Here is an 18,063-nt window from a genome sequence, read left to right on the forward strand (position 1 = left end):
ATAAAGTGAAAAATAATTCGGCTATGATAAGTAATGGACAACTTAGTAAAATTTATGTTTTAGCTAAAGAAAATGGGCTTGATAATGAAATATTACACGATTTAGTTAAGGCTATGTTTAATAAAATTAGCCTTAAAAAATTAAGCTTTGTACAAGCAGGAAAGATAATAGAAAGACTTGCAGGTAAAAGTAGTCAAGAAGATTATATAAGAAATTTAGAAAAGCAAATCGGTTGGGCAGAAAATCCAAAACGATTAAAAGGTTTTATAAAAGGTATGTTTAAAAAAGATAGCCTTAAAAGACTTACTAAAAAAGAAAAGTCTAAATTAATAGAAGCTTTAAAAAGTATGAAAGGTAGGACTGAAAATGCAAAGTAAAGTTGTGGAGTTTTATCTTAAAAAAGTAAATAGTGTGGCTAGTTTTTCACAAGTGCAAATAATATATAGTTATACAGATGAAATGGAAGAAGACCTTATTATAGAAGCATTAAATATAGCTTTAAAAAATAATAAGAAAAATATAAGATATATACAAACTATATTAGATAACTGGTTAAATAGTGGTATAACTACAATAGAAGAATATAGGAAAGGAGTTAGTCAAAATGCAAGAGATAAACCTATTGAAAGAAGCCTTAAAAAAGGGTATGGTACAAAAATATGATAATCATTTAACACTAGAAGAAAAACAGATTTTAAAAAATGAAAAATATGTTGAAACATATAATAATACTATAGGTAACTTACCTTATACAAATTGTGAAATTTGTAAAAATAAAGGTCATATAATGGTTGTTGATAAAAAAGATGCCACTAGACATTATATAAAAAAATGTTCTTGTATGTCAGAAAGAGAAAGTATAGAAAGGTTTAAAAAAAGCGGGCTTGAGGCTTTAAGACAAAAGTACACTTTTTCAAAATTTAATAGGTATAATGAAAAAACTAAAAAATTATATGAAAAAGCAAAAGAGTTTTTAAAAAATAAAAATGAAAAAAATTGGTTTTTTATTGGTGGACAAGTTGGTTCTGGTAAGAGCCACTTATGTACGGCAATGAGTTTAGAGCTTTTAAAAAATAATCAAGTAAAGTTTATGGAATGGGTAAAAGAAAGTACTATTCTTAAATCTTTAGTTTTAGATGATATAAATTATACCAGAGAATTAAGTAAACTTTTATATGTAGATATTTTATACATAGATGATTTTTTTAAAGGTGGTATTAATAAAGCAGATATAAGGCTTGCTTTTGAAATAATAAATTATAGATATAACAATGATTTAGTAACTATTATATCTAGTGAAAAATCAATAAATGAAATATTAGAAATAGATGAAGCTATTGGAAGTAGAATTTATGAAAAATCTTATAATTTTACTTTTGAAATAGAAAAAGATGAAGAGCTTAATTATAGGCTTAGAGAAAGGGGACAAAAAATATGATAAGCGTTAAAAAAATTAGTAAAACAGGTAGTGTAACAATACCAGCACCTCTTAGAAGAAAATTAGGTATAATAGCAGGAGATACATTTGAAATAGAAGAAAGTGATGATGGAATAGTATTTAAAAGAAGTTATGGACATTGTATATTTTGTGGAACAAATATAGGTATTAAATATTTTAATAAAATTTGTGTATGTGAAGGCTGTTCAAAAAAAGTGAGGGAGATGTTTTAAATGAATATAAAAGCAACAATAGATGAATTAGCAGAACTTAAACAACAGGGTAAGCTAATAAAAGATAAAATCGACCTTAAAACAAAAGAATTACAAGAGCAATGTATAGCAGTTTTTGAAGATAAAAATATTAAAACAACTGAAGTTTATGGCACAGAAAATAATAGTGCTATTGCTACATATTATCAAAAATTAGAGATATTAAACTATCAAGCATTAGAAAGTATAATTGATAAAAATTTACTTAATGAAAAAATAGAAAGACGACAAGAAGTAAAATATGATATAGATGAAAAATTTAAAGAAGCTATAATAATATTTTATACAAATGATTATATGAAAGACCTAACAATAGAAGAACTTGTAAAAATTGAATTTAGTGAACTAGATAATAAAGTACAAAATCTTCTAATAAAAAAACTAAAAGGAAATTATAAAGCAGATAAAAAACTTTTAAGAAAATATATACCAGATAAAGATTTAGATGTAGAACTTTTTACAATTAATAAAATAAAAAACTATGATAAAGTAAAAGCATTTTTTAATGTTGATGATATACAATTAAAAGAAAATTTAAAAAGATATATTAGTCTTGATGAAACTGTTAAGATTACTATAAAATATGAAAACTAAAAGGTGTGATAAAAGTGTGAAATGGCAAGATGAAATAACCATTGAAGACATTGATGAACAGTATAGACATATAGCTGAAACAATAGGTATTAAAAATTTTATTAACCTTATTAAAACATTGGGAGGTACAAGTTGGTATATACCTAAATTAGATACTGTATTAAATGAAGCTAGAAAAAGAAAAATAAAAAAAGAATTTAATAAGTATAACAGAAGAGAATTGGCTTTAAAATATGGTGTTTCTGAAAGGACAATATCCTATTTAACACAAGAAAATAAAAATGAACAATTAAAATTATATTAATTTCTTAGAAACTTGCAACTTTGCCTTTTTATTATTTTATGATTCCACGGAAATTTGCAAATGTAAGAAATTTTATAAAAGATATAAAATAACACTACAATTAATTTTGTGGTGTTATTTTTTATTTATATCAATTTATAAAATAATATATTTGATGAAAGAGAGAATTATTAAAAATTTTAAAGGAGATTAAAATGAAGAGTTTTATTAGTTGGATAGGTGGTAAGAACAACTTAAAGAAAGAAATAGTATCAAGGTTTCCAGAAAAATATTCAAACTATATTGAGGTGTTTGGTGGTGCTGGTTGGGTATTATTTCACAAAGAAAAAGGTGGAAAGGAAATATATAATGACTTAAATAGTGAGCTTGTAAATTTATTTAAGGTAGTTAAATACCATCCAGAAGAATTTATAAAAGAGTGTGAATTTTTATGTAATTCTAAAGAGCTATTAGATGAGTATAAAGAAAATTATACAAGAAAAAACTTAACAGATATTCAAAGAGCTTCTAATTTTTATATGTTAATTAAATATAGTTATGGTAGTGATTTAAAAACTTATGGCTCTAGAACAACAGATAAATTAAATTCTCTTAATTATATAAGAAAAATAAATGAAAGGTTATCAAAAGTTGTAATAGAAAATTTAGACTTTGAAAGATGTATTAAAAAGTATGACAAAGAAGAAACTTTATTTTATTTAGACCCACCATATTTTAATACAGAAGCCTATTATAAAAATGTAGACTTTAAAACAGAAGACCATAAAAGGCTTAGGGATGTACTTAAAAATATAAAGGGTAAATTTTTATTATCTTACAATGATTGTGAAGAAATAAGAGAACTTTACAAAGATTTTAATATTGAAGAAATAGAAAGACATAACAATTTAATGGCTAGATATAAAAATAAAGATAAAAACTATAGAGAGCTTATAATTAAAAACTATTAATTAAAGAAAGGAGAAAGCTACTTGACTAAATTTAAAAAAACAAGAAAACATTTTAAAATAGACACTTTTCCAAAAGAAATAGTTGAAAAAGTTGACGAAATGCTTAGTGATAAGAATAATACATATTTAGATGTTAAAAGATTTTTAAATAGTCAAGGGTTTTCTATTTCTTTAGGTGCTATAGGTAGATATGCTTTAAATAGAGATAAAATTTTAGATAAAATTATGCAAGCACAAGAACAAGCTAGAATATTATCTAAAGTTATAAAAGAAAGTGAAAGCACAGATTATACTGAAGCAGGTATACAAATAGCAACAGCAGAACTTACTAAAAAATTAGCAGAAGCTAGAGAAGATTTTGATGACCTTGATGTTAATGATATAGTTAAGTTACTTGGAAATTTATCAAGAGTAAAAAAACAAAAAACTAGGGCAGAAAGTGAAATAAAATCTAAACGAGAGCTAGCTTATGAGGCTTATGAAGAAGAAATATTATCCTTAATAAAAGGAGACAAAGAACTTGAAACAGATGCTTTTAAATTTTTAAGTAAGTTGAAAGGTAGGTTTTTAAATAATGAATAAAATAACCAGACAATTACAGTTTTTAGAAGAAGAAAGACAAATACAAAAAAGTAATAAAAAAGATATTGAATTGTTTGAAACTTACCTTTATAAAAATGATAGTCCTTTTAAAAATACTATTATAAAAAGATATGAAAAAGGTATAAGTATAAATACTTTAAGAAAAGAATTATCAGCCGTTGATTTAGAGTATTTTGCAAAAGCTTATTTACCACATTATTTTACAAGAGAAACACCTAAATTTCATAAAGAACTTGATAAGATTTGGGTAGAAAATGTTATTAAAAATAAAAATGTGTTAATAGAAAATGAAGAAGTAAACAAGTTGCAAGGTAGTAAAGTTACAATAACAGCACCACGTGGACACGCAAAGTCTACAAACTTTACATTTAAAGATACTTTACACGCTTGTTTATATAAGTATAAAAATTATATTTTAATATTATCAGATAGTACAGAACAGGCAGAAGGCTTTTTAGATGATATAAAAACAGAACTTGAAGAAAATGAGCTTATAAAAAAAGATTTTGGGAATATGATAGGCAAAGTATGGAATACAAGTGTAATAGTTTTATCTAATAATGTAAAAGTAGAAGCAATAGGTTCTGGTAAAAAAATAAGGGGTAGAAGACATAGAAACTTTAGACCAGATTTAATTGTACTAGATGATATAGAAAATGATGAAAATGTTAATACGTTTGACCAAAGAAAAAAATTAGAAAATTGGTTTTATAAAGCAGTATCAAAAGCAGGAGATACTTATACAGATATATGTTATATAGGGACACTTTTACATTATGACAGCCTACTTGCTAAAGTAATGAAAAATCCTACATATAAAGTAGCTAAATATCAAGGGGTTATACAGTTTGCTAAAAATACAGGTTTATGGAATATATGGGAAAAAATATATTCAAACCTTGAAGATAATAATAGAGAAGAAAGTGCTAAAGAATTTTTTGAAGCTAATAAAGATGAAATGCTAGAAGATACAAAAGTTTTATGGGAAGAAAAATGGAGTTACTATGATTTAATGGTAATGAGATTATCAGAAGGCGTTAACTCTTTTAATAGTGAGATACAAAATGAACCTATAAATCCAGAAGATTGTTTATTTAATCCAGAATGGTTTGAATATTACAACAAAGAACAAGTAGACTTTAAAAATAAAGATTTTATATTTTTTGGAGCAGTAGACCCATCACTTGCTAAAAATAAAAATTCAGATACCTCAGCTATTGTTATATTAGCGAAAAATATAAAAAATGGTTATTTATATATTTTAAAGGCTAGTATAGAAAGAAGAAAGCCAGATGTAATAATAGAAGACATTATAAATATACATAAAAAGTTAATTAATGATTATGGCAAAGGGTTTAGTTTATTTGGAGTAGAAGAAGTACAGTTTCAATCATTTTTTAAAGATGTATTAAAAAAAGAATGTTTAAAAAGAAAAATATATTTAAATGTTGAAGGTGTAAAAAATACAACAAATAAAAATGTTAGGATAGAAAGTTTACAACCTTATATAAAAAATGGCTATGTAAAATTTAATAAAGATGATAAAACATTACTTCAACAGTTAGAGCAATTTCCACTTGCAAAATATGATGATGGAGCAGATGCTTTAGAAATGGTAGTTAAATTAGCTATAAATAGTAGTTATTCAAATAAACCAGATTATAAAACAGTAATAAGAAGAAGTTTAAATTTTAGGAAGGGAGCTTATTAAAAATGTTTAATATATTTAAGAAAAAAACAAAAGAATTAGGAAGAATACTTTCAAAAATACATATGCCAACATTTTTAGGGACTTCAAGTTACCCTTCTTCAAATTTAACGCCAACTAAATTAACTAAAATTTTTAGAGAAGCAGATGCTGGTTATACTACTAGACAAATGGAACTGTTTGAGGAAATGGAAGAAAAAGACACCCACTTGTTTTCACAATTACAAACTAGGAAAAATGCAGTTGTTGGTTTAGATTGGGAAATAATAGCATTTTCAGAAGATGAAAAAGATAAGCAAATAGCAGAGTTTGTAAAAGATGTTATAAAAAATATAAAAGATTTTGACAACTCATTGCTTGATTTATTAGATGCAATAGGTAAAGGTATTTCATTTTTAGAAATAAATTGGGTAATTGATAAAGGGTTTTTAAAAGTAAAAGAACTTTCTTATATACACCCTAAACATATATATTGGGAGGAAGAAAAACTAAAAATAATAACAAAAGATAACTTAACAGGTGTATATATAGGAGATATACAGGAAAATAAATTTATAATACATAAATATAAAGCAAGAAGTGGACACGAATCAAGAGCAGGTTTACTTAGAGTTATTGCTTGGATGTACTTATTTAAAAATTATACATTAAAAGACTGGATAACATTTATTGAAAAATATGGTATGCCTATATTGTTAGGAGAGTATGACGAGTCTTCTTCTGAAGCAGATAAAGATGCATTAACAGATGCACTTATAAATATAGGTACAGATTCAGCAGGAATAATAAATAAGAATACAAAAGTAAATGTTATAGATAATGAAAAAAGAAGTAGTGCAGATATATTTGAGAGGATGGCTAGATTTTGTGATGAACAAATAAGTAAAGCTATTTTAGGACAAACACTAACAAGTGATAGTGGTGGTAGCTATGCACAATCAAAAACACATAATGAAGTTAGGAGAGATTTAACAAGTGCCGATTGTAAAGCATTAGCTAATACATTAAAAGAGTATTTAATTAGACCGATTGTAACTTTAAATTTTGGAGAAGAATGTAATATACCAGATTTTGTTTTTGATTTTGAAGAAGCAGAAGATTTATTAAAAACTGTTGAAGTATACTCAAAGTTGAAAAATGAATTAGGTTTAAATATAGATACAGAACATTTATACGAAAAATTTAAAATACCAAAGCCAGAAAATTATATTGAAGATATAAAAATTTTAAAAGAAAACACAAAAAATAATCAGAAAGAAATAGATAAAATAGTTGAAGAATTAAAAGAAAATGGTGTATCTAACTTTAAATCTAGTTTAAATATTTTCAAAAAAGAAATATCAAAGGCTACAACACTTGATGAAGTTAAAGAAATATTTAAAGATGAAAAAAGATTAAATAAGATATTAAAGTCTATGAATGATAGTTTCAATAAAGAAAGTTTAAAAGGTGGGCTTATATTATCTAATTTAGTTGGGAGGTATGAAGATGAGTAGTTTAATAGATAGCAAAATAAAAATAGATGGTTTTAAATTTGAAGATGCTATTAAATACTTTAATAAAAAAATACCTATAACAAAAGAAGACTATAAAAAGTTAGATGATAAATATAAAAATTTAGCTTTTACAATAGCTAATTATAGCAATATAAATCTTTTAAATGAAATATTTCAGTTATTATTAACGACTATTGAAGAAGGTGAAAGTCTTAACACTTTTAAAAATTTATTAAATGATTGTTTAGAAGATTGGGGCTATGACAAAGAAAATGATTATAAAATAGATTTAATTTATAGAAACAACATACAAACAGCTTATCAAGTAGGACATTATGAAATGTTAACAGACTCAGATGTACTAGAATATAGACCATATTGGCAATATGATGCTATAGAAGATGATGACACAAGACCAGAGCATAAAGCTTTAGATGGGCTTGTATTTAAAGCAGATGACCCTTTTTGGAAGACTTGGTATCCACCTAATGGACATAGGTGTAGATGTACTGTTAAATCACTTAGTAGAAAAGATGTAGAAAGAAAAGGTTTAAGTATAAAAAAAGGGGAAGATATAAAAATATTGCCAGACAAAGATTTTAATTATAATCCAGCTTTAAAAACTTATGATTTTGAAGTAGATAATTTACCTAAAATGTTAAAGAAAGTATATGAAAATCAAAATGCTTTAAATTCGCCTTAAATAGCTTTTAAATGATAAAAGGTAAAATTATACTATAAAAACAAATTAAAAGGCAATGCAAGGCGTTTGCAAGTAGGTTATAACAAAATATAAAATAAAAAAATTAAGGAGTTGGTAATTATTAAAAAAAATCAGTTAATTATATGTTCTTCAAAATTTGAAATAACAGATTTAGAAGAAATAAAAATATTACCCTTAGGAGAAGTAAAAACTACTAAAGGAAATTTTTATGTAGATGAGCAGAGTGTAAATGCTATGAAAGAATATTTTAAAAGGCGAGGGCTTGATATAGTAGTTGACTATGAACACCAAAGCCTTAGTGATAAAAAGGCTTTAGCTGGTGGTTGGATTAAAGACTTTTATATAAAAGATAATTGTGTTGTAGCTAAAGTAGAGTTTACAGATGTTGCAAAACAAGAAATAGAAAACAAACAATATAAATATTTATCGCCAACGGTATTTTTAAAAAACGGTAAGCCTATAAGGTTACACTCTGTTGCCTTGACAAATACACCAGCTATTGACAATATGTATCCATTATTTTTAAGTGAAGACTTAAAAATAGAATTAGAAGGAGATGATATAAAAATGGATATTAAAAAAATATTAGATTTTTTAGGACTTAATGAAAATGCAACTGAAGAAGAAGTGATTAAAAAAATAGAAGAATTAAAAGATAATGAAATAGCTAAAGAAAATTTAAATAATGAAATACAATTATCTAGTAATAAAGAAGTAATTAGTATTTTAGGTTTAAAAGAAAATGCAACAAATGAAGAAATAAATAATGCTTTATTAAACTTAAAAAATAATACTGTTTCAAAAACAGAATTTTTAGCTTTAAAAGAAGAAATGGCTAAAAAAGAAATAAATAATATTTTAGATGAAGCATTAAAGATTGGTAAAATTGTACCAGCACAAAGGGACAGTTTTATGAAATTAGCATTGTCAGATAGAAATACCTTTGACGAAATAATGAAAAATCAAAAAATAGTTAGTCCTATTGGTGTTACTTATTCAGATAAATTAACAGAAGAAGGTAAAAAAGAGTTAGAGGGTATAGAATTACAAGCTTGTAAAGATTTTGGGCTAACAGAAGAAGATTATAAAAAATATTATAGAAAGGAAGATTAATAATGCAAAGAAACACAGCAGAAACTTATAGTGATATGTTGTATTTAGAAGTAAAAACTAATACTACAATATATCAAGGACATATAGTAGCACTTGAAAATGGTAAGGCAGTACCAGCTAGCAAAAAAGAAAGTTTAGTTATAGTTGGTAGAGCAGAAGAAACAGTTAAAGGTGGATTTATAAATGCTAAACGAGGTGTATTTTTGTATGAAAATGATACAGATAACCCGCTTAATGAAACACATATATTAAAAGAATGTTATATTAAAGACTCTACTACTGTTACAGCAGATAGCACAACAACAAGCATTGCTGGTAAAGTTATAGGTTTTGAAGATGGACAAGTAAAAGTAGAGTTTAAGTAGGAGGTAAAATATGTTAGAAAAAATATTTAATAAATTTTATAAAAAATTAAAAAAAATTTTAGAGTTGTTACAAAAAGAAGTAAAGTTTAGCTAGGAGGTAAATATGTTAGTGCAACAAACTATAAATAAAGCAAATATAGGATTTAAAACAATATTTAATAAAGTTTTTGAAGAAACCTCAACATTGTTTGAAAGGATAGCAACAGTTGTTCCTTCAAATAATAAAATTGAAAGTTATCATTGGCTAGGTGATTTACCAACACTTAGAAAATGGATAGGGGACAAGGTTGTAAAAAACATACAAGAACACGAATATACAATTAAAAATGAGCCTTTTGAAGCTACAATATCTATTAGCAAATTTGATATGCAAGATAATAACTTAGGTATTTATAAGCCACAAGTGGAAAGTTTGGCACAAAGTGCAAAATTGCATCCAGAACAATTAGTATTTGAAACATTAGAAGCAGGGTTTATACAAAAGTGTTATGATGGCGTTTCATTTTTTGGTACTCATAAAGTTGGTAAAAAACTTATAAAAACTTTACAGATAAAAAGTTAACTTTAGAAAACTACATAAGTGCAAGAGAAAGTATGATGAGTTTAAAAAATGAAGAAGGTAAATCTCTTAGAATAATACCAGATTTACTGGTAGTACCACCTTGTTTAGAAAAAGAAGCAATGAATATTTTAAAAGCAGATTTTATAAATGGTACGAGTAATACATATAAAGGTACAGCAGAAATACTTGTATCAACAGAGTTAACTTCCGAAACAGGCTGGTATTTATTAGATACTAAAAAAGCTATAAAGCCTATTATTTATCAAGAAAGACAAAAAGCTAAATTTTTAAGTCTAACAAACGACACAGACGAAACTGTATTTATGAAAGGAAATTATTTATATAGTGTTGAAGCTAGGGGAAATGCAGGGTATGGCTTTTGGCAAATGGCTTATGGTTCTACAGGTACAGCTTAGAAGGTGGTTAAATGTATTGTACTATTGAAGAAATATTTAAAAACTCTAAAATTGATTTTTTAGAAATAGCTTTATCAGACAACTTTACAAATGGTTATGAAGAAGTAGATGAAGAAACAAAGCTTGAAGAAATTAAAAAGATTATAGCAGGGGCAATAGATGACGCCTCTGCTGAAATAAATGGATATTTACTTAAAAAATATCCTATAAGTTTCTTAAAGAAAAGCAAAGCTATAAATAAATTTTGCAAAGATATTGCCCTTTATAACATATTATCAAGAAGTGGTAATGATGAAGATAACAGGGAAAATAACTATTATTTAAGATATAAAAATGCTATAAAATTTTTAGAAAATGTAGCAAAAGGGACTATTGATTTAACTCCAGATGACAATACAGAAGTTGGAGAAGATATACAAAACAATAGAATAGGTATAAAAATAAAGTCTTCTAAAAAATTGTTTGGTAGAGCAAATTTAGGTGGTATGTAATGAGTGTTAGGCTTGATATTGAAATAAGAAGACTGAGTAAAACGCTAAAAAACTTAGAAGATACTAATTTTAAAACTATTAATAAAAATATTGCAGTAGGGCTTAGAAAGTCTACTTTAGAAAGATTTAAAAAAGAACAAAGTCCAGACAATAAAAAGTGGGAAAAAAGAAAATATGGTAATAGTAGAAAAAAACTTTTAAAAGACACAAGTACTTTGAGAAATAGTATAAAAGCTAAAGCGGATAATAAAATAGCCACAGTAGGAACTAACCTAAAATATGCTTCTACTCATCAATTTGGAGCTAAAAATAAAAGAATAAAAGCTCGAAATTGTAAATTATTAAAATTTAGAATAGATAACAAATGGATAAGCACAAAAGAAGTTACTGTAAATATACCAGCTAGACAATTTTTAGGTATATCTGAAGAAGACAAAAAAGAAATAAAAGATGTATTAGAGTATTATGTTGAAAAGGCAATAAAAGGTTAATAAAAAATGATAGAAGTTTATACAAGTTACTTGAAAAAATGTCTTAATAATGCAGGTGCTAAAATATTTTATACAAATTTAAAAGAGTTAGAAACAAGCAATAAAATTGAATTTACAGCTATTTTTGTAGCAAATGAAGATTTAGAAAAATCTTATGGAAAAAGTATTGTTTATAAAAATAATCAAAAATTTAGACGTATAGAAAAATTTAAAAGAAAAATAAATTTTCAATTATTAATAGGAGATATAAATACATTAAAAGTTGAAAGATTATTTACAAAATTTATGTCCGAAATAGATGATAAGTTAATATTAGAAAATGGAGATATTTCTTTTATAGAGTTTGGTAAAGCAGAATATATAGACAAAAAAGACACTATTTTAAAAAGTGAAATTACATTACAAATAGATATTACATTTACAGAATTAATATATAAAGATTATCTATTTAAAGATATAAGTTGGGGAGGTGATGGAGAATATGCCAAAGAATCATACTGAAGAAGTTTTGCAAGAAAAAATAAAAGAAAATTTAAAAGAAGAACTAAAATCTATTGAAGTTTTATCTAAAGAATTAGAAATAAAACAAACTATATTAGCTGGTATTATGACTATGAAAGGTTGGCGAAAAGGTAAGATGCTATCTAAAGAAGAATTAGAAGAAGCACTTTTAAGCTTTTTAAATAAATCAATATAGGAGGTGTAAAAATTGCTATCAAATGTAAAACATACTATTACAGATTTTGGTATAGGTTCTAGTGTTACAAAGGGTGAGGGCTTGCATATAAAAATAGGTGTATCTAACATAGAAAGCACTATACCTATAACTATTACCGACAATATGACTAATGATGATATTAGGGAAAAAGTTGGCAATAGTCCACTTGCAGATAGTTTAATAGATAGCTTATCAAGTGGTTGTAGAACTATATATGCAATGCCAGTTAAAATATCAGAAAATGGAACTATAAAAGAAAAATCTAAAAAATTAACAACAGGTACTATTACAGTAGAAGGTAACCCAACAAATGCTTTTAAATTAAAAGTAGTTATAGTCAATAGTGGAGCTTTAAATGAAGGTATATTTAAGTATTACTTAAATGATTTAGAAAGTGATGAATTGACTATACCTCAAAATAGTACATATTCAGTAGACGGATATGGTGTAAATATAAAATTTACAGGGGATAATTTTGTAAAAGACGAGTTTATAGAAGTTTATACAACAAGACCTAAAACTAATATATCAAATATTTTAGAAGCCCTTGAATATGTAAAAAAATCTAATTTAAACTTTGAATTTGTACATATTTTAGGGGAAAGTGAAAAAGAAGTCTGGTCAAGTTTAGTTGTAGAAGAACAAAACTTTTTTAATAAATATAAAAAGCCTTGTATTTTTGTTTGTGAAGCAAGAAAAATAGGGGATGAAGAAACTATTGACCAGTATGCCGAATACCTTAGAAATGAAAGTAAAGGAATTATATCAAGAGGTTTACAGGTTGTTGTATCAAGAGCTACTTATATGAGAGATGGAAAAAAAGTAGAAGAAAATTTAGCGTCTAAAATAATGGGTTTATATGCAAAATCTAATGTACAGCAGAGTATAGGACAAGTTGATAGTTTTGACATAAAAGGTGTACTTGAACTAATGCCAAAAGGTATGGAAAATATAAACTCTGAACTAGATGATTTAGGTTATACCGTAGCTATAACTTATGCAGGTGTAGAAGGTACTTATATAAATAATGCTAGGACTTTTGCAAAAGTAGGTTCAGACTATGAGTTTGTAGAACGTACTAGAACAATGTATAAAGCAGTTAGAGAAACTCTTATAACAGCTACTTTAAAATTACATAGTCAAGTAGATATGTCAAATCCAGAAGTTAGCTTAAAGCAAATAACTGAATTTATAAATGTACCAGTTGAAAGAATGGTTGAAAATAAAGAATTATCTTCAGCAAGGGTAATTATACCAAAAGGGCAAGATATACTAGCTACAAGTAATTTTAAATTTAAAATAAGAGCTATTCCTATTGGAATATTAAGAGAAATTGAAATTGATATGGGCTTTGAAAATAATATTTAGGAGGTGTTATGGTGCAAAAAGTAAATGGAAAATACTATGATTGGGCTTCAATAGACTTAAATATAGATGGTTTATTAATTGAAGCACAGGAAATAACTTATGATGATGAGCTAGAAAAAGAACAAGTTTATGGACTTGGAAATAAGCCACGAGGTTATGGAACAGGTAATTATAAACTTAACTTAAAAATTTCATTTTTGAGAGAAGACTATGAAGAATTAGTTAATTATTGTAAAAGTAAAGGTATTAGCTTTTATAGTTTAGTTATAGATAAAATAGTAGTTAGTTATGCAGATGATGGTGAGCCTATTATTATAGATACTATAACAAAAGTTACGCCAACAAAAAGAAGTAGTGGTGGTAAACAAGGAGATAAAAGTATACTTGTTGATGTAGAGTTTATAGTTTTTGGTGAAATAGTGATGAATGGTGTTAAACCTATTTAAAAGTTTTATATTATATGGAGGAATTAAAAATGCAAGAAAACAAAAGTCAAGAAGTAAAAAAAGATTTAATAAATGAAAATGAATTAAAAGAAAAATATGGTAGGGTAATTAAAATTAATGTGGAGCTTGAAGAAATGGGGGAAGATTTAACATTTTATTTTAAAGCACCTAACACAGCAAGTTTTAGTAGGTATGTAAGAAATGCTAGTAAAAAACAGTTACAAGCTGGTATTGATTTTTCACAAGAAAATGTTATTGAAGAACAGAAAGAAAAATTTAAAAATGTTGTTGAAAACTATGTGGGCGTTTCACAAATGGTTACAGCAAAAATATTAGAAATGTTCGGTTTTACAGATAATATTACAGCAAAAAAGCTTTAGAAGAGTTAGAAGATGATATAACTTTTTTAGATGAAATAATATTACATATATATAAATATTTGCCAAAACAGTACATAAAAAATGATTTATATACAATAAATTTAGAAGAGTTATTTAACTTATATAGCCTATCTAAAAAGGCAAGAGAAATGGAAATGATAACTATGCAAAATGCAATAGTTAAAGCTTTTAGTGAAGAATAATTAAAATAGAGTAGGACTTTTAGTCCTACTCAAAATTAAACTTAGGTTTTCTAAGTGTTAATAAATAAAAATAGCATTTAGTAGCTAAAGAACTTCTTTTAATAAAATTAATATTACTTATTAAATCATAATCTTTTTTTGATAACACAAAATAACAATATATATAAAATGGTATATTATATAAATGAATTAAAAAGCCTATAAAAATAGCTATTAGAAGTGGAATGCAACATATAGCTACAATACCTAAAACTATAAGCAATATAAAATATATAATAGAGAATATACTCATAATAACACCTTCTTAAAAAATTATATACTTAATTATACTATAGATTTTAACAAAAGTAAACTGTTATAGATGAAAGGAGGGGAAATATGGAGTCTATTTTCAAGTTATCAGTTATAGTAAATATGATTGATAATATGACTGGTGTAAGTAAACAAGTAAATGGTAGTTTACAAGTTTTAAAAACTGGTTTAGATGGGTTAAATAATAAATTTAAAGAAATGTCAAAAACAGGCTTTTTAATGATAGGTACAGGAACTGTTATTGCAAAATCTTTATTAACACCAGTAAAAGCTACTTATGAAACTAAAAAGGCACTAGGAGAGCTTGCAAGTTTAGGATATGAAGATTTACAACTAATAGAAAATAGAGCAAAAGCTTTTTCAAATGAGTTTGCAGGAACAACAAAAGCACAGTTTATAACAGCTTCTTATGATATAAAAAGTGGTATTGCTGGTTTAACAGATGAAGGTGTAGCAGAATTTACTAAACTAGCAGGTTTAACAGCAAAAGCTACAAAATCTACTATTGAAGAAATGACAAGCCTTTTTGCTACAGGTTATGGTATATATAAAGATTATTATAGCAACTTATCAGATATTGAATTTGGTGAAATGTTTAGTGCTGGTATATCAAAATCGGTACAGCAATTTAAAACAACAGGTTCTGAAATGGCTAGTGCAATAGAAAGACTTGGAGGAACAGCTACAAGTGCAAACGTACCACTAGAAGAGCAGTTAGCTATTTTAGGAATGTTACAAGCTACAATGAGTGGTGGTGAAGCAGGTACAAAATATACAGCCTTTTTAAATAGTGCAGGTAAGGCAGGGCAAAAACTAGGATTAAACTTTACAGATGCAAATAATAGACTATTATCTATGCCACAAATATTAGAAGAAATTAAAAAGAAATTTGGAGAAACCCTTGATGTAAGTGAAAAATTACAATTACAAGAAGCTTTTGGAACAGAAGAAGCAGTTAAACTTATAGATTTACTTTACAATAAAACAGGAGATTTACAAAGTAATATATTAACTTTATATGACACAATGGGGCAAGGCACAAGTGTTGCTAGTGGTATGGTTGATACTATGACTTCTGTTGATGATGGTCAAAAATTTATATTGTTAAAACAACGTATACAAAACGTAGTAGAAGAAATAGGTAACAATATGCTACCAGTAGTTAATACTTGGCTTGATAAAGGTGCAGTTATACTTGAACATATAAATGACTGGATTTCTAAAAATGGAGACTTAGTTGGAGATATAGGAATAGTAGTAGTAAGTATAACAGGCTTAGTTACAACAATAGGAGTACTGAAACTTAGTTTTGGATTAGTAGGTGGGGCAGTAACAACAAGTATAAAAGTGTTTGCTAGTTTTAATAATGGTATGAAAAAAGTTAAAGATACAATGGATACAGTTAGAATATATGGAATGTATACAGGAGATGTTTTAAAATCATCTACTGGTAAGATTAAAAATGGTTTAAATTTATTAACTACACCTTTAAAGGCAGTAGGAAAAGGTATTGTATCTTTTGGAAAACAAGCATTTATAACGGCAACAACACAGTTACCAGCCTTAATATCTAGTTGTTGGAGTTTTACAACAGCACTTTTAGCTAACCCTATTACTTGGATAGTAATAGCAATAATAGCACTTATAGGAGTTATTATTCTATTATGGACAAACTGGGATAAAGTTAGTATTTGGCTTAAAGACACGTGGAATAATATTGTAAATGGTGTTGTGGCAGGTTGGGAATGGTTAAAAGGAATATTAGAAGACACGCCTAACTGGTTATTAGTTGTTTTATCAGCTTTTATGCCTTTTATTGGGCTACCATTATTAATTATAAAAAATTGGGATACTTTAAAAGAAGGGTTTTCAAATATTTGGAATAATATAAAAGAAAGTTTTAATAACTTTTTTACAAACTTTATACCTAATCTTTTAGAAAGTGGTAAAAAAATAATGACAACTATTGCAGAAGGTATAAAAAGCAAAGTTATGGCTCCAGTTAATGCTATAAAAAATGGTTTTTCAAAAGTAAGACAATACTTACCATTTTCCGATGCAAAAGAAGGTCCTTTATCAGATTTAACTTTATCTGGTAGTAGAATAAATACAACTATTGCAGAAGGTATGAACAAAACGAAAAATATACCAGCAAAAATAATAAATGATAGTTTTACAAATGTAAGTAACATTATAGATTTTTATGACTTTAAAAATATAAATGGTTTAGAAAGTACAGATTTAAACAAGCCTAAAACAGTTAACCTTAAAGAAATTATTTCAAAAACAGAAAGTAATAGTCAATCTAACAATACAGAAACTAAAAAATATGTAACTAATAATATTAATATACAGTTTAATGTTAAAGATTTAGAAGACTTAAAAAAAGTAATGTCTTTAGTAGAAGAAATTACAGAAGAAGCAGAAAAAGAAACAGCTTAAGGTGGTGCTATATGGGTGTTATAGATGACAATGACATTAAGGTAAATGGAAAATTGCTTACGGGTATTATAAAGTCCTTAGAAATAAAAGGTAGTGCTATTATTGAAGAATTAGAAGTTGAAGGTAAAGGTAAAAAGCCTATTCAAGCTACAGGATTTGATGATAGTAGTATAAATATAGAATTAATATTACTAGATGATATACAAGGTAAAACTAAAGAAGAAAAGTTACAAGTTATACAAGATATTTTTAAATCTAAAAATCAAAAAGTACCTAATATTTATGATATTGTAAATAAGTATATAAATCAAAGGGGTATATATAAAGTTATAATAAAAGATTTTTCTAGTAAAATAGCTAATAATAAAAGTGAAATATCAGTTAGTTTAAGCCTTAGAGAATACGAAGCAATAACTATTAAAGCTAGTAATTCTAAAAAAGTAACTACAACAACAAATAAAAAAGTAACAAGTAATAAAAATGCTACTAACAAGATTAATATTATTAGTAATTCTAATAATTTAACTATTAGTGATGATGATTGGGGTAAATATCTTAATGGAAGTAGGGGAACAAGTCCTACTAAAAATAATACAAATAAAGGAAGAACAGACCCTTTTAAAAACTCTCCTATTAGTCCATATTTTAAAAATAAAAGGGGGTAAAT

The 18,063-nt window shown here is 26.0% G+C and carries 26 protein-coding genes; 25 read left to right on the top strand and 1 reads right to left on the bottom strand.

Translation table 11 applies throughout. From position 1 onward, the window contains the following. The first annotated feature begins 5 nt into the window (after positions 1 to 5). The 23 genes from NBW53_RS03890 to NBW53_RS03995 all read left to right on the top strand — a co-directional run bounded on the left by NBW53_RS03890 (position 6) and on the right by NBW53_RS03995 (position 14,642). On the top strand, positions 6 to 377 hold the full coding sequence (locus tag NBW53_RS03890) for a phage protein GemA/Gp16 family protein (protein WP_250278774.1): 372 nt from the start codon (positions 6 to 8) through the stop codon (positions 375 to 377). After that, positions 367 to 663 (top strand): DnaD domain-containing protein, encoded by a 297-nt coding sequence (locus tag NBW53_RS03895; protein WP_250278775.1) that lies wholly within the window; start codon positions 367 to 369, stop codon positions 661 to 663. Before NBW53_RS03890 ends, NBW53_RS03895 begins: the two co-directional genes overlap by 11 nt. Then, positions 605 to 1,438 (top strand): DnaA ATPase domain-containing protein, encoded by an 834-nt coding sequence (locus tag NBW53_RS03900; RefSeq protein ID WP_250278776.1) that lies wholly within the window; start codon positions 605 to 607, stop codon positions 1,436 to 1,438. The genes NBW53_RS03895 and NBW53_RS03900 overlap by 59 nt, the downstream gene beginning before the upstream one ends. After that, complete coding sequence (locus NBW53_RS03905; protein ID WP_250278777.1) at positions 1,435 to 1,671, top strand: AbrB/MazE/SpoVT family DNA-binding domain-containing protein; 237 nt, start codon at positions 1,435 to 1,437, stop codon at positions 1,669 to 1,671. Before NBW53_RS03900 ends, NBW53_RS03905 begins: the two co-directional genes overlap by 4 nt. After that, positions 1,672 to 2,304: a hypothetical protein gene (locus tag NBW53_RS03910; protein ID WP_250278778.1), complete on the top strand. Its 633-nt coding sequence runs from the start codon at positions 1,672 to 1,674 to the stop codon at positions 2,302 to 2,304. Continuing rightward, positions 2,294 to 2,608 (top strand): Mor transcription activator family protein, encoded by a 315-nt coding sequence (locus NBW53_RS03915; RefSeq protein WP_250278779.1) that lies wholly within the window; start codon positions 2,294 to 2,296, stop codon positions 2,606 to 2,608. The genes NBW53_RS03910 and NBW53_RS03915 overlap by 11 nt, the downstream gene beginning before the upstream one ends. 194 nt (positions 2,609 to 2,802) lie before the next feature. Further along, on the top strand, positions 2,803 to 3,558 hold the full coding sequence (locus NBW53_RS03920) for a DNA adenine methylase (protein ID WP_250278780.1): 756 nt from the start codon (positions 2,803 to 2,805) through the stop codon (positions 3,556 to 3,558). Positions 3,559 to 3,579: 21 nt separating this feature from the next. After that, positions 3,580 to 4,140 carry a phage protein Gp27 family protein gene (locus tag NBW53_RS03925; RefSeq protein WP_250278781.1) on the top strand — a complete coding sequence of 187 codons (561 nt, stop codon included), beginning with the start codon at positions 3,580 to 3,582 and terminating at the stop codon, positions 4,138 to 4,140. Continuing rightward, on the top strand, positions 4,133 to 5,872 hold the full coding sequence (gene terL, locus NBW53_RS03930; protein WP_250278782.1) for a phage terminase large subunit: 1,740 nt from the start codon (positions 4,133 to 4,135) through the stop codon (positions 5,870 to 5,872). Before NBW53_RS03925 ends, terL begins: the two co-directional genes overlap by 8 nt. A 2-nt stretch (positions 5,873 to 5,874) precedes the next feature. After that, on the top strand, positions 5,875 to 7,365 hold the full coding sequence (locus tag NBW53_RS03935) for a DUF935 domain-containing protein (RefSeq protein ID WP_250278783.1): 1,491 nt from the start codon (positions 5,875 to 5,877) through the stop codon (positions 7,363 to 7,365). Next, positions 7,358 to 8,068, top strand: a complete 711-nt coding sequence (locus NBW53_RS03940) for a phage head morphogenesis protein (RefSeq protein ID WP_250278784.1) — start codon at positions 7,358 to 7,360, stop codon at positions 8,066 to 8,068. The genes NBW53_RS03935 and NBW53_RS03940 overlap by 8 nt, the downstream gene beginning before the upstream one ends. A gap of 111 nt (positions 8,069 to 8,179) precedes the next feature. Further along, a complete protein-coding gene (locus NBW53_RS03945) occupies positions 8,180 to 9,202 on the top strand; it encodes a phage protease (protein WP_250278785.1) in 1,023 nt (340 codons plus the stop codon). Positions 9,203 to 9,204: 2 nt separating this feature from the next. Beyond that, positions 9,205 to 9,567 carry a hypothetical protein gene (locus NBW53_RS03950; RefSeq protein WP_250278786.1) on the top strand — a complete coding sequence of 121 codons (363 nt, stop codon included), beginning with the start codon at positions 9,205 to 9,207 and terminating at the stop codon, positions 9,565 to 9,567. A 103-nt stretch (positions 9,568 to 9,670) separates the two neighbouring features. Beyond that, positions 9,671 to 10,129 (top strand): Mu-like prophage major head subunit gpT family protein, encoded by a 459-nt coding sequence (locus tag NBW53_RS10110; RefSeq protein ID WP_330651637.1) that lies wholly within the window; start codon positions 9,671 to 9,673, stop codon positions 10,127 to 10,129. 32 nt (positions 10,130 to 10,161) lie between these two features. After that, positions 10,162 to 10,545, top strand: a complete 384-nt coding sequence (locus NBW53_RS10115; protein ID WP_330651638.1) for a Mu-like prophage major head subunit gpT family protein — start codon at positions 10,162 to 10,164, stop codon at positions 10,543 to 10,545. Between the two features lie 11 nt (positions 10,546 to 10,556). After that, entirely contained in the window at positions 10,557 to 11,036 is a 480-nt protein-coding gene (locus NBW53_RS03960) for a DUF1320 domain-containing protein (RefSeq protein ID WP_250278787.1), read from the top strand. Further along, positions 11,036 to 11,527, top strand: a complete 492-nt coding sequence (locus tag NBW53_RS03965; RefSeq protein WP_250278788.1) for a phage virion morphogenesis protein — start codon at positions 11,036 to 11,038, stop codon at positions 11,525 to 11,527. Before NBW53_RS03960 ends, NBW53_RS03965 begins: the two co-directional genes overlap by 1 nt. Positions 11,528 to 11,533: 6 nt before the next feature. After that, positions 11,534 to 12,028: a hypothetical protein gene (locus NBW53_RS03970; RefSeq protein ID WP_250278789.1), complete on the top strand. Its 495-nt coding sequence runs from the start codon at positions 11,534 to 11,536 to the stop codon at positions 12,026 to 12,028. After that, on the top strand, positions 12,009 to 12,224 hold the full coding sequence (locus NBW53_RS03975; protein ID WP_250278790.1) for a hypothetical protein: 216 nt from the start codon (positions 12,009 to 12,011) through the stop codon (positions 12,222 to 12,224). The genes NBW53_RS03970 and NBW53_RS03975 overlap by 20 nt, the downstream gene beginning before the upstream one ends. Positions 12,225 to 12,236: 12 nt before the next feature. Next, on the top strand, positions 12,237 to 13,613 hold the full coding sequence (locus NBW53_RS03980) for a DUF2586 family protein (protein ID WP_250278791.1): 1,377 nt from the start codon (positions 12,237 to 12,239) through the stop codon (positions 13,611 to 13,613). A gap of 8 nt (positions 13,614 to 13,621) precedes the next feature. Further along, entirely contained in the window at positions 13,622 to 14,059 is a 438-nt protein-coding gene (locus NBW53_RS03985) for a hypothetical protein (RefSeq protein ID WP_250278792.1), read from the top strand. Positions 14,060 to 14,088: 29 nt separating this feature from the next. Then, entirely contained in the window at positions 14,089 to 14,439 is a 351-nt protein-coding gene (locus NBW53_RS03990) for a DUF6848 family protein (protein WP_250278793.1), read from the top strand. 59 nt (positions 14,440 to 14,498) lie between these two features. After that, positions 14,499 to 14,642 (top strand): hypothetical protein, encoded by a 144-nt coding sequence (locus tag NBW53_RS03995; RefSeq protein WP_250278794.1) that lies wholly within the window; start codon positions 14,499 to 14,501, stop codon positions 14,640 to 14,642. 25 nt (positions 14,643 to 14,667) lie between these two features. Here the strand turns inward: NBW53_RS03995 and NBW53_RS04000 are convergent, their stop codons facing one another. Further along, positions 14,668 to 14,934 carry a hypothetical protein gene (locus tag NBW53_RS04000; RefSeq protein WP_250278795.1) on the bottom strand — a complete coding sequence of 89 codons (267 nt, stop codon included), beginning with the start codon at positions 14,932 to 14,934 and terminating at the stop codon, positions 14,668 to 14,670. An 86-nt stretch (positions 14,935 to 15,020) separates the two neighbouring features. Between NBW53_RS04000 and NBW53_RS04005 the strand changes: the two genes are divergently transcribed. After that, the gene (locus NBW53_RS04005) at positions 15,021 to 17,396 is read left to right on the top strand and encodes a phage tail tape measure protein (protein WP_250278796.1); all 2,376 of its coding nucleotides are present in this window, start codon (positions 15,021 to 15,023) and stop codon (positions 17,394 to 17,396) included. 11 nt (positions 17,397 to 17,407) lie between these two features. Beyond that, positions 17,408 to 18,061 carry a hypothetical protein gene (locus NBW53_RS04010; protein WP_250278797.1) on the top strand — a complete coding sequence of 218 codons (654 nt, stop codon included), beginning with the start codon at positions 17,408 to 17,410 and terminating at the stop codon, positions 18,059 to 18,061. Positions 18,062 to 18,063: the final 2 nt, after the last annotated feature.

Source organism: [Clostridium] colinum (assembly GCF_940677205.1).
Taxonomy (GTDB): Bacteria; Bacillota; Clostridia; order Lachnospirales; family CAG-274; genus Tyzzerella; species Tyzzerella colina.

What these genes read in the sequence shown, in the direction of transcription:
- NBW53_RS03895 (WP_250278775.1), top strand. Translation starts at nt 367, where the DNA reads ATGCAAAGTAAAGTTGTGGAGTTTTATCTTAAAAAAGTAAATAGTGTG.
- NBW53_RS03900 (WP_250278776.1), top strand. Translation starts at nt 605, where the DNA reads ATGCAAGAGATAAACCTATTGAAAGAAGCCTTAAAAAAGGGTATGGTA.
- NBW53_RS03905 (WP_250278777.1), top strand. Translation starts at nt 1,435, where the DNA reads ATGATAAGCGTTAAAAAAATTAGTAAAACAGGTAGTGTAACAATACCA.
- NBW53_RS03910 (WP_250278778.1), top strand. Translation starts at nt 1,672, where the DNA reads ATGAATATAAAAGCAACAATAGATGAATTAGCAGAACTTAAACAACAG.
- NBW53_RS03915 (WP_250278779.1), top strand. Translation starts at nt 2,294, where the DNA reads ATGAAAACTAAAAGGTGTGATAAAAGTGTGAAATGGCAAGATGAAATA.
- NBW53_RS03920 (WP_250278780.1), top strand. Translation starts at nt 2,803, where the DNA reads ATGAAGAGTTTTATTAGTTGGATAGGTGGTAAGAACAACTTAAAGAAA.
- terL (WP_250278782.1), top strand. Translation starts at nt 4,133, where the DNA reads ATGAATAAAATAACCAGACAATTACAGTTTTTAGAAGAAGAAAGACAA.
- NBW53_RS03935 (WP_250278783.1), top strand. Translation starts at nt 5,875, where the DNA reads ATGTTTAATATATTTAAGAAAAAAACAAAAGAATTAGGAAGAATACTT.
- NBW53_RS03940 (WP_250278784.1), top strand. Translation starts at nt 7,358, where the DNA reads ATGAGTAGTTTAATAGATAGCAAAATAAAAATAGATGGTTTTAAATTT.
- NBW53_RS03950 (WP_250278786.1), top strand. Translation starts at nt 9,205, where the DNA reads ATGCAAAGAAACACAGCAGAAACTTATAGTGATATGTTGTATTTAGAA.
- NBW53_RS10110 (WP_330651637.1), top strand. Translation starts at nt 9,671, where the DNA reads ATGTTAGTGCAACAAACTATAAATAAAGCAAATATAGGATTTAAAACA.
- NBW53_RS10115 (WP_330651638.1), top strand. Translation starts at nt 10,162, where the DNA reads ATGATGAGTTTAAAAAATGAAGAAGGTAAATCTCTTAGAATAATACCA.
- NBW53_RS03960 (WP_250278787.1), top strand. Translation starts at nt 10,557, where the DNA reads ATGTATTGTACTATTGAAGAAATATTTAAAAACTCTAAAATTGATTTT.
- NBW53_RS03965 (WP_250278788.1), top strand. Translation starts at nt 11,036, where the DNA reads ATGAGTGTTAGGCTTGATATTGAAATAAGAAGACTGAGTAAAACGCTA.
- NBW53_RS03970 (WP_250278789.1), top strand. Translation starts at nt 11,534, where the DNA reads ATGATAGAAGTTTATACAAGTTACTTGAAAAAATGTCTTAATAATGCA.
- NBW53_RS03975 (WP_250278790.1), top strand. Translation starts at nt 12,009, where the DNA reads ATGCCAAAGAATCATACTGAAGAAGTTTTGCAAGAAAAAATAAAAGAA.
- NBW53_RS03985 (WP_250278792.1), top strand. Translation starts at nt 13,622, where the DNA reads ATGGTGCAAAAAGTAAATGGAAAATACTATGATTGGGCTTCAATAGAC.
- NBW53_RS03990 (WP_250278793.1), top strand. Translation starts at nt 14,089, where the DNA reads ATGCAAGAAAACAAAAGTCAAGAAGTAAAAAAAGATTTAATAAATGAA.
- NBW53_RS04000 (WP_250278795.1), bottom strand. Translation starts at nt 14,934, where the DNA reads ATGAGTATATTCTCTATTATATATTTTATATTGCTTATAGTTTTAGGT.
- NBW53_RS04005 (WP_250278796.1), top strand. Translation starts at nt 15,021, where the DNA reads ATGGAGTCTATTTTCAAGTTATCAGTTATAGTAAATATGATTGATAAT.
- NBW53_RS04010 (WP_250278797.1), top strand. Translation starts at nt 17,408, where the DNA reads ATGGGTGTTATAGATGACAATGACATTAAGGTAAATGGAAAATTGCTT.